At 62.2% G+C, this 8,312-nt stretch carries 10 protein-coding genes; 8 read left to right on the forward strand and 2 right to left on the reverse strand.

The window, feature by feature from the left end:
- Positions 1-22: 22 nt before the first annotated feature.
- The 7 genes from AC0L2X_RS14500 to AC0L2X_RS14530 all read left to right on the forward strand — a co-directional run bounded on the left by AC0L2X_RS14500 (position 23) and on the right by AC0L2X_RS14530 (position 7,463).
- Positions 23-301 carry a hypothetical protein gene (locus AC0L2X_RS14500; protein ID WP_473558134.1) on the forward strand — a complete coding sequence of 93 codons (279 nt, stop codon included), beginning with the start codon at positions 23-25 and terminating at the stop codon, positions 299-301.
- Positions 301-1,494 (forward strand): acyltransferase family protein, encoded by a 1,194-nt coding sequence (locus AC0L2X_RS14505; RefSeq protein ID WP_473558136.1) that lies wholly within the window; start codon positions 301-303, stop codon positions 1,492-1,494. The genes AC0L2X_RS14500 and AC0L2X_RS14505 overlap by 1 nt, the downstream gene beginning before the upstream one ends.
- 2 nt (positions 1,495-1,496) lie before the next feature.
- Entirely contained in the window at positions 1,497-2,600 is a 1,104-nt protein-coding gene (locus AC0L2X_RS14510; RefSeq protein WP_473558138.1) for a glycosyltransferase family 2 protein, read from the forward strand.
- 6 nt (positions 2,601-2,606) lie between these two features.
- Positions 2,607-3,635, forward strand: coding sequence for a glycosyltransferase family 2 protein (locus AC0L2X_RS14515; protein WP_473558140.1), 1,029 nt, complete (start codon positions 2,607-2,609; stop codon positions 3,633-3,635).
- Positions 3,636-3,644: 9 nt separating this feature from the next.
- On the forward strand, positions 3,645-5,441 hold the full coding sequence (locus AC0L2X_RS14520; RefSeq protein ID WP_473558143.1) for an ABC transporter ATP-binding protein: 1,797 nt from the start codon (positions 3,645-3,647) through the stop codon (positions 5,439-5,441).
- A gap of 988 nt (positions 5,442-6,429) precedes the next feature.
- Positions 6,430-6,648 carry a hypothetical protein gene (locus AC0L2X_RS14525; protein ID WP_352489964.1) on the forward strand — a complete coding sequence of 73 codons (219 nt, stop codon included), beginning with the start codon at positions 6,430-6,432 and terminating at the stop codon, positions 6,646-6,648.
- Between the two features lie 110 nt (positions 6,649-6,758).
- Positions 6,759-7,463: an SOS response-associated peptidase gene (locus AC0L2X_RS14530; protein WP_473558146.1), complete on the forward strand. Its 705-nt coding sequence runs from the start codon at positions 6,759-6,761 to the stop codon at positions 7,461-7,463.
- Here the strand turns inward: AC0L2X_RS14530 and AC0L2X_RS14535 are convergent.
- Positions 7,460-7,720, reverse strand: coding sequence for a hypothetical protein (locus AC0L2X_RS14535; protein ID WP_023677293.1), 261 nt, complete (start codon positions 7,718-7,720; stop codon positions 7,460-7,462). The two genes, AC0L2X_RS14530 and AC0L2X_RS14535, sit on opposite strands and share 4 nt — an antisense overlap.
- Before the next feature lie 3 nt (positions 7,721-7,723).
- Positions 7,724-7,984 (reverse strand): hypothetical protein, encoded by a 261-nt coding sequence (locus AC0L2X_RS14540; protein WP_352475623.1) that lies wholly within the window; start codon positions 7,982-7,984, stop codon positions 7,724-7,726.
- Positions 7,985-8,120: 136 nt separating this feature from the next.
- Between AC0L2X_RS14540 and AC0L2X_RS14545 the strand changes: the two genes are divergently transcribed.
- Entirely contained in the window at positions 8,121-8,282 is a 162-nt protein-coding gene (locus AC0L2X_RS14545; protein ID WP_473599945.1) for a hypothetical protein, read from the forward strand.
- Positions 8,283-8,312 lie beyond the last annotated feature (30 nt).

The raw sequence follows: 8,312 nt of genomic DNA on the forward strand, positions 1-8,312 counted from the left end.
CGTTCCCCCGACGGTGGCGAATATGCTGCATCGCAGCACCCTGCCGCCGAATATTGGCGGGCCAAGGCAGCGCGCAAAAATCGTCAAAAATGGACAATTCGGGCTGCTTCCCGCTGTTTTTCGCGCCTTATTAGCCACGCCTCACGTTTCTGTTTCAAATGTGTCAACTTTTTGTGTTGCGTTGCACAATGGTGGCCCTATTCTGCGTGAGGGGGGCGCTTCCGATTGGAAATGCGCCGTGAACGACGCCGCCATGTTGACCGATTGGCAGTTTCGCCGTCCCGCCGGCATACGCCGCTAATGGGAAATGCGCGCGACACCCAATTGGACGCGCTGAGGGCCATCGCCGTGACGATGGTGCTGTACTCCCATTTCTTCGCGGCGGGCGGGTCCTCGTTCTGGGGCCACATCGGCGTGCGTCTGTTCTTCGTGCTGAGCGGCTTTCTGATCACGCGACTGCTGCTGGAAGCCAGAGCGGCCGCCGAATTCGAAACCGGACCGGCGCTGAGATCCTTCTATGTGAGGCGGGCGCTGCGGATATTCCCGCCCTATTTCGCGGTGCTGGGTTTCGTCTGGCTGGTGGACCTGGAGCAGTCCAGAGGTTCGCTGGTCTGGCATGCGCTCTATCTGTCGAATTTCTGGTACGCAGCGCAGAATGAATGGACGCCCTGGCTGCTCTGCCATTTCTGGAGCCTGAGCATCGAGGAGCAGTTCTACATCGCCTGGCCGCTGATCGTCCTGCTGGCGCCGCGCCGGCGCCTGGAATCGATCTGCATCGGCGTTATCGGGCTGTCGCTGGCCTACCGGTTTTATTGGCCGGTCGCTGGAACGCCGGGTTTGGCGCGCGACCTGCTGCCGCCGGCGTCGATGGATGCATTGGCGTCTGGCGCGCTGCTTGCCGCCTACCGGTCAAGAACAGCTGGCTTGCCGCAATGGCTTCGAGGTGGCTGGCCGGGGCTCGCGGTGGCGTTTTTCGTTTTACAGTGGTTTGCGCCAGCGCCGGCAAATCCGGTGCAGGAATGGGGCCTCTGGGTGTTGTTGCAGGTACTGCCTCTCGTGCCGCTGGTGGTCATCGTTGCAAGCTGTTCGACAGGGGTTGGCGGCAATATCGGAAAACTTCTCGAACTGCCGCCGCTGCTTGGCCTTGGCCGCATCAGCTACGGCGTGTATCTCTACCATCCGATAGTGCTGTCGCTCATCGTCAAGTCGCAGCCGTGGATACCGCTCAACGTCTCGGAACAAGGGCCGGGACGGTTCCTGGTCGCGGGAACTGCGACGCTCATGCTGGCCTCGGTCTCGTGGCTGCTTTTCGAGAAGCCGCTCAACAGCCTCAAGCGCCACTTCCCCTATGTTGCTCGAAAAGGCCGCGGCCTCATCCCGGCAGGCATCGACGCCGGCAATGCCGGATGGGTCGCGGCGGGAGCATATCCGGGCAGACCGCTCGATGGCGCATCACGCTTGCCTCGCAAGCTGCACCGAACCGATCGGAGCTGATCATGGCTGCTCCCTTGGTGTCAGTTCTGCTGCCGATCTACAATGCGGGACCTTATCTCGCCGCTGCGCTGGGCAGCGTCCTGCGCCAGGATTACGATCGTCTGGAGGTCATTGCCATCGATGACGGCTCGACGGACAACTCGCTGCAGATCCTGCAGAAATATCGCCAGGCCGACAGCCGTATCTCGATCATCTCACGCGAAAACCGTGGCCTGATCGCAACTTTGAACGAAGGCCTGGCCGTGGCCCGCGGCGATCTGGTCGCCAGGATGGATGCCGACGACATCGCCTATCCCCGACGCCTGTCGCGGCAGGTCGCGCTGTTCAACCAGCAGCCTGACCTTGCGCTGTGCGGTGCAGGCTTCGACACCTTGCTCGGCAACCGCGTCGTCAGGGGTTCGCCCGATCCGATATTCCAGGACAATAGCCTGCGGATATTGTCGATGTTCTTCACGATCTTCATGCATTCCACGGTGGTATACAACAGGAATGTCATAGAAGAAGACGTTCTATATTACGATACCAGCTACAAGCATGCCGAGGATTTCGACATGTTCAGGCGGCTGACCGACCGCTACGCGGCGGCCATGATCCCCGAAAGCCTGATCGCCTACCGCATCCATGACGACAGCGTGACCAACAAGCACAAGCGCGAAATGCGCAGGACGCATTTGAAGATCGTCGCCGAGAACCTCGAGCGCGAAGGGCTCGCACAAGAGACGCAAGGCCTCCGCGATATCGGTGAGGTCCTGTCGATGGGCACGGTTCGCCGTGCCGCCGAATGGATCCTTGCGCTGGAAGAAACGATTGCCGTCCTGCCGGCCGAGACGAGGCCGAGTTACCAGGCTGGCACGCTGAACCTGTTCTATTTCCTCTATCAACTGATATCCGGGGAAAGACAGCCACTGCTGATGCATGAATTCCTGACGCGGACGGCGAAATGGAAACTCATCCGGCGCCGCGAGCAGTACGTGTTTCGCACCGGTGCCTTCGCGCCGCGCTTCAGTCTCGTCTCGATGTCGGTCACGAGGCAGGTGGACGCCCTGTTGCGTTATCTGCAATCCGTGCCGGCCGCGGCCGTTTTGCCTTCGAACCAGTTGAGCTAGCAACGCATGTTCGTCAAATCGCACCAGCTCCAGCAGCGCGGCCACTCGACGGTGCCGGCGGCCATGTCGCCGCGGCCGCAGCATGGACCGGCACCGGCGGTCAGCTTCATTGTCTGCACACGCGACCGCGTCGCCGTGCTCGAGCCCTGTATCAGGTCGATCCAGGCCGCGTGTCGTGCCCATGCCGACCTTGCCGCCGAGCTGGTGGTTGTCGACAACGGGTCGACCGACAGCACGGCCAAACGGCTGGCCAGCATCGCCGAACTGTCGGACATTCCGTTCACGGCTATTCGCGAACCACGACCCGGGTTGGCGGCCGCCCGCAATGCCGGGCTCGAGCGGGCGCGGGGCCGCGTGCTGGTCTTCGTCGATGACGATTGCGCGGTCCACAAGGATTATCTGCGCGATCTGCAGCGGCACTATGCGGCCGGCGAGCGGGTCATCCGCGGCGGCCGCGTCGAGCTTGGCGATCCCCGCGACCTGCCGTTCACCATCAAGCGGTCGCCGGTGCGCGCGCGGCTTACGCCGGATGTCCATCCCGGCGGCTTCGTACTCGGCTGCAACATGACGATGCACCGCGATGTCGCCGCCCGCATCGGGCGTTTCGACGAACGCTTCGGCGCCGGCGGCCCGCTGCGCTCCGCCGAGGATACGGACTATCTCGTCCGGGCGGTGCTGCTCGGCATTCCGGTCGAATATGTGCCCGACATGACCATCTATCACCATCACGGCCGGCGCGACCGCAAAGCCATCGAAAAGCTGCATCGCGACTACAGCATGGGCAATGGCGGGCTTTGCCTGAAACATATCCGCCATGCGCCGTGGCTGCTTCGCCATTTCTACTGGTCTATGAGGGCGGCCTTGCGCGAACTGGGGAAAGGCCCGCTGTTCGATCGCGAACTCAAGCTGTCGCACTGGCCGATCATCGGCATGAATTTGCTCGGCGCGGCCAAGTTCGCGGTGCTTTTGCTGGCGAAATCGCCAAAGACAACGGAAATGCGACAGGAGCAACAGGCAAATGCCGAGGCAAGGTGATCCGCTATCATGCGACTGATGCCGCCCAGCCTGCCGATGCTGCGCCGCGCGCTCGGGCAAAAGCAGTTGCGCCTGCTTCCGGCCGTGGTAGTGCTCGGGCTGCTCAGCGCCGCGCTCGAAGGTTTTGGTATCGGCCTGATCATCCCGTTGCTCAACATAATCATGGGGCAAGGGCAGAGCGGCATGGCCGGCTTTTCCGCCGTCTTCCAGCATGTCGGATCGAGCCTGAGCGAGCGCGACCGGCTGATCGTCATATCCGTCGCCATCCTCGGCTCGATCGTCCTGAAGAACCTGTTCGCCTACGCCAATACGCTGCTGACCACCTTCATCTACGGCAAGGCAAGCCATTCGATCCGCAGCGCGCTGTCGGAGCAGCTGCTGCGGGTAGGCTACCCGTTCTTCCTGCAGCAAAGCCCGGGACGGCTGCTCAACATCATCTCCAATGAATCCTGGCGGGCCTCGGATGCAATCCAGATCACGTTGGGGGCAATCGTCAACGCATCGGCCGCAATCATCCTCCTGATCTTCCTGCTACTTCTGTCATGGAAGATGACGTTACTGGTCACTCTGGGGCTGGCGCTGGTCCAGGTCGCGCACGCCATGCTGTCGGCCAATCTGAAGGCGCCGAGCCGCAGCGTCGCCTCCCGCAACAGCCAGCTCGCATCGCAGATGCTGCATCTGGTGCATGCCGGGCGGCTGATCCGCATTTTTGGCCAGGAGCAACGCGAGAAGGCGGCTTTCGACCAGGCATCGGATGCGGTGCGTCGGGCCGCCTTCGTGCTTCTGACGCGCCAGGGAGCTTTGCCGCCGCTGACCGAGGTTCTGCACGCCATGCTGTTCCTGGCGGTGGTGATCGGCGCCTGGTTCGCCAATGTTTCCTTCCCGCTGATCGTCGCCTTCGTCATCCTGCTCTACAGGCTGCAGCCCTATATGCGGTCTTTGCAAATGGCCTGGAGCCAGCTGCAGGGCCTGAGCGGATCGCTTGAAGAGGTGACGTGGATGCTGGATCCATCCGGCAAGCCCCAGCCGCCGCAAGGCGACGCGGCCTTCCCCGGGCTCAGCCAAGGCATCAAGTTCGAGGACGTCACCTTTACCTATTCCGGCCCCGATACCAGCGAGGAGCAGCGCGCGGTGGTGCTGCATGCGGCGAGCTTCGACCTCCGCAGCGGCCGCTCGACCGCGCTGATCGGCCGTTCGGGGGCCGGCAAGACGACGATCGTCAATCTCCTGTGTCGCTTCGTCGAACCGGATAGCGGCAGGATCCTCGTCGATGGATCGCCTCTCGACCGCATCGACCCCAGCCAATGGCGAAAGCACATCGCGCTCGCCAGCCAGGAGCTGGAACTGGTCGACGGCACGATTTTCGACAACATCATCTACGGCCAGGACGCGGCTTCGGCCGACGACGCCGAGCGCGCCGCAAAACTGGCCGAAGCGCATGGCTTCATCGAGCAACTGCCGCAAGGCTACAGGACGGTCGTCGGCTACCGCGGCGTCAATCTCTCGGCGGGACAGCGGCAGCGGATCGCGCTGGCCAGGGCCCTGGTGCGCGATCCCGATATCCTCATCCTCGACGAAGCCACGAATGCGGTGGACGGGCTGTCGGAAGCGGCAATCGTCGAGACGCTGAAGTCGCGCGCCGGCCGCCGCACCACCATCGTCATCAGCCATCACCGCAGCACCATCTCATTCTGCGACGACGTCGTGATCCTGAGCCACGGCCGCGTGAAAAAGCAGGCGCCCTTCGCCGCGCTGGCGACGCTCAGCATGGATGAGCTTTACCAGCACGAGGCGCTGGAGGGCTGAGGCTTTGATCCTCTGCGCATTCCGGCCGTCGTGCCGGATGCAAGGCCAGGCATCTCGGGGCGAGGAGCCCGCCGCCATGCCTCTCTGCGGGATTTATGGGATGATGAGTGATCCCGAGCTTACCCGCTTTCGATCTGGAGCGTACAGAACCAAGGGTCCGCCTGCCAAATCCAGCAATGGCAGGCGGACCCTAATCAGCGCATGAAGGGACTGATTCTGCGCCGATGTCTCCTCGAGGAGGTGACGCCATCAACTGAAGACGGGCGCAGTTGTTCCCGACGCCGGCCGTACACAAGACCATTGCGCAGGCAGGTCAGACTTAGGTCCTATAAACGCGCATCGGCTCGGCGCTGATTGGGGCCGCGATCGATCCCGCACGGCTGATGAGGGGCGCTTGCATTCCTGCGGAATACGCATCCACCGGCGCCAGTGAAGTTGTCCAGGCGGTACGGGCTCAGCGGTTGTCAAGCTGTTGCTAATATGCCGCACAGGCAGCGCTCTATGAACGGCGTCGCTTGGAACCCCTACCTCCGACCAACCGTTAGTGTCACAATGACGAACCAAAAAGTGAGGCTGACGATGGACCCGCTGCAAAACAACACGTTGGAGATCTGGTGTCTTGCGGCCGTTCCGCTGTCGCTGCTCCTTACGGTGTTATTGGCCGGATTTATTCTTTAGCCGAACCCAACGAGGCCGGCTTTGCGGACCGGGCCTGGAAGATGAAAATGACGGCCATTAGGCACGGTAGGGGTCGGGGACACCCCCGTGGCACCAGGCCATGGCAGGCTTTTCCAACGTTGCCATCATAATCGGCTCTTTCGACCGATCCGGTCCGCGGCGATTGCTCGCGGCGGCCCCCGTTGCGAGGGCGAGCATCCGAGCTCGTACGTTTTTTACACAATCGCTGATTGGTGGACTCGCCCGCCGCGATCGACGTTAATTTTGCGTTAGCGACAGGAGGGGGGAGATCGCTAAAGGGAGGAAGAAAATGAAAGAAAACTACGATCTGACGATCGACTACGACGACGAACCTTACGACACCAAGCCTTACGATCTAGCCACATTCGCAAGGAAGCACGGGCTCAACATTCGAGCCGCCGAGCTTCTTCTTTTCGCCAAAGGCCCGTCTCGAGCGGCCTGCGATGCCGCGGCGAGGGCTTTTCTCGCGGCAGTCGCCGCACAGGCTATGAGACAATCGGCGCGGTAGGTCTCACAAACATTGCTGACACGGCCTGCCGTGTCAGCAACCCAACGGACAGCGCTGGAAATTCCGGGCCGTTTCCAACAAGATGCCTGAGCATCCGGGAACGGCCTGAAATGTGCAATCTCTACAACATCACGACCAGCCAGCAGGCCATCCGCCAGTGGACCCGCGCCTTGCGCGACATCCTCGGCAATCTCGAACCCTCCATCGACATCTATCCCAACCAACCAGGCCCGGTGGTGCGCAACACGCCGGACGGCGAACGCGAACTGGCCAATCTGCTGTGGGGCATGCCGACGCCACTGGAGCGGGTGAAGGGCAAGGCCGACTATGGCACCACCAATATCCGCAATCCGCAATACGGCCACTGGCAGCAATATCTCGGCATCGAGAACCGCTGCGTGGTGCCCGTCACCAGCTTCGCCGAGCCCAGCCCGACGCCCGGTGACAAGGACCCCGAGACCGGCATCCAGCGCAACTACTGGTTTGCACTCGGCGAGGACCGCCCGCTGTTCTTCTTTGCCGGCCTGTGGACGCATTGGCATGGCATTCGCAAGGTCAAGGACGGCCCCGCCGATCACCAGGTCTATGGCTTCATGACGACCAGGCCCAACGCGCTGATCGCGCCGATCCACGACAAGGCAATGCCGGTGATCCTGGCCACGCCGGAAGGAACCGAGACCTGGCTGACGGCGCCGTGGTCGGAGGCAAGGCACCTGCAGCGCACGGCGCCCGATGACGCGCTGGTGATCGTCGAAAAACCGGCGACGCAGATCAAGTTTCCGCAGCAGGCGCCGGCGCAAGGCTCATTGTTTTAGCGCTTGAACTTCTGCAGCACCCAGATGTAGCCCTTGGGCGGATGATCCTGGTCGATGAACTGCGTCTTCACCGTCGTGTCCTTGCGGCTGCATCGCTTGCACCTGAACCTGATCGCTTCCAGCGGTTTGTTCCAGCCCACCACCTGGGCCACGTCATTCGCCCTGAACCGTCCGACATGGTAGCAATGGCCGCATTCCACGATAAGCAGCATGTTGGCCTTGGCGGCACGCCCAACGCTGTCCATCGGCCCGGCCATGGCTCATTTCCGGGTCGAGTAATCCTCGGGCAGCGGAAGCAGGCCAAGCTCCGCCATCCGGTAATCGGGCTCCTTCTCCGCGACGCTGGCCAGCACCCCGTGCAATTTTTCGACAAGCCCGCAAAGCTGCCAGAACAGCTCGCCATGCGCCTTCAGATGCAGCTGCGACGACAGCACCGTCCGGCGCAGGCTCAAAGCGTCCCTGATGATCGCCTCCGCATCCCTCGCCGACAGCCTGTCGAACCGGCTTTTTCGTCTGCCCATCGCGGCTCTCCTCGATTTGTGAGCAACCGCCCCGCCTACTGACAAATAGGAAGGCATTCCTCGCGGAGTCAATTCGCCCTTGACATTTTTGTTCCCGTTTTGTTCAATTTCAACAGGAGCGATCGGAGCCGTCGTCATGGACCACATCGTGAGGCTGGACAGCCGCCAGGAGGCAGCCCTGCAGGCCATCGCCGACAAGTTCATTGCCCAGCACCAGGGCGATGCGGTGAAGGCGCTCAAGGAGATGATTGGTACCCATCCGGTGAAGACCGCAGACGTGCGTATTTGGTGGCCATGAGGACCTGAGCACCGGTGTGCTGGGGTCAAG

The organism is Mesorhizobium sp. WSM4828 (assembly GCF_055811175.1).

Excerpts from the sequence above, each read along its gene's own strand:
- AC0L2X_RS14500 (WP_473558134.1), top strand. The coding sequence starts at position 23 with ATGCTGCATCGCAGCACCCTGCCGCCGAATATTGGCGGGCCAAGGCAG.
- AC0L2X_RS14505 (WP_473558136.1), top strand. The coding sequence starts at position 301 with ATGGGAAATGCGCGCGACACCCAATTGGACGCGCTGAGGGCCATCGCC.
- AC0L2X_RS14510 (WP_473558138.1), top strand. The coding sequence starts at position 1,497 with ATGGCTGCTCCCTTGGTGTCAGTTCTGCTGCCGATCTACAATGCGGGA.
- AC0L2X_RS14515 (WP_473558140.1), top strand. The coding sequence starts at position 2,607 with ATGTTCGTCAAATCGCACCAGCTCCAGCAGCGCGGCCACTCGACGGTG.
- AC0L2X_RS14520 (WP_473558143.1), top strand. The coding sequence starts at position 3,645 with ATGCGACTGATGCCGCCCAGCCTGCCGATGCTGCGCCGCGCGCTCGGG.
- AC0L2X_RS14525 (WP_352489964.1), top strand. The coding sequence starts at position 6,430 with ATGAAAGAAAACTACGATCTGACGATCGACTACGACGACGAACCTTAC.
- AC0L2X_RS14530 (WP_473558146.1), top strand. The coding sequence starts at position 6,759 with ATGTGCAATCTCTACAACATCACGACCAGCCAGCAGGCCATCCGCCAG.
- AC0L2X_RS14535 (WP_023677293.1), bottom strand. The coding sequence starts at position 7,720 with ATGGCCGGGCCGATGGACAGCGTTGGGCGTGCCGCCAAGGCCAACATG.
- AC0L2X_RS14540 (WP_352475623.1), bottom strand. The coding sequence starts at position 7,984 with ATGGGCAGACGAAAAAGCCGGTTCGACAGGCTGTCGGCGAGGGATGCG.
- AC0L2X_RS14545 (WP_473599945.1), top strand. The coding sequence starts at position 8,121 with ATGGACCACATCGTGAGGCTGGACAGCCGCCAGGAGGCAGCCCTGCAG.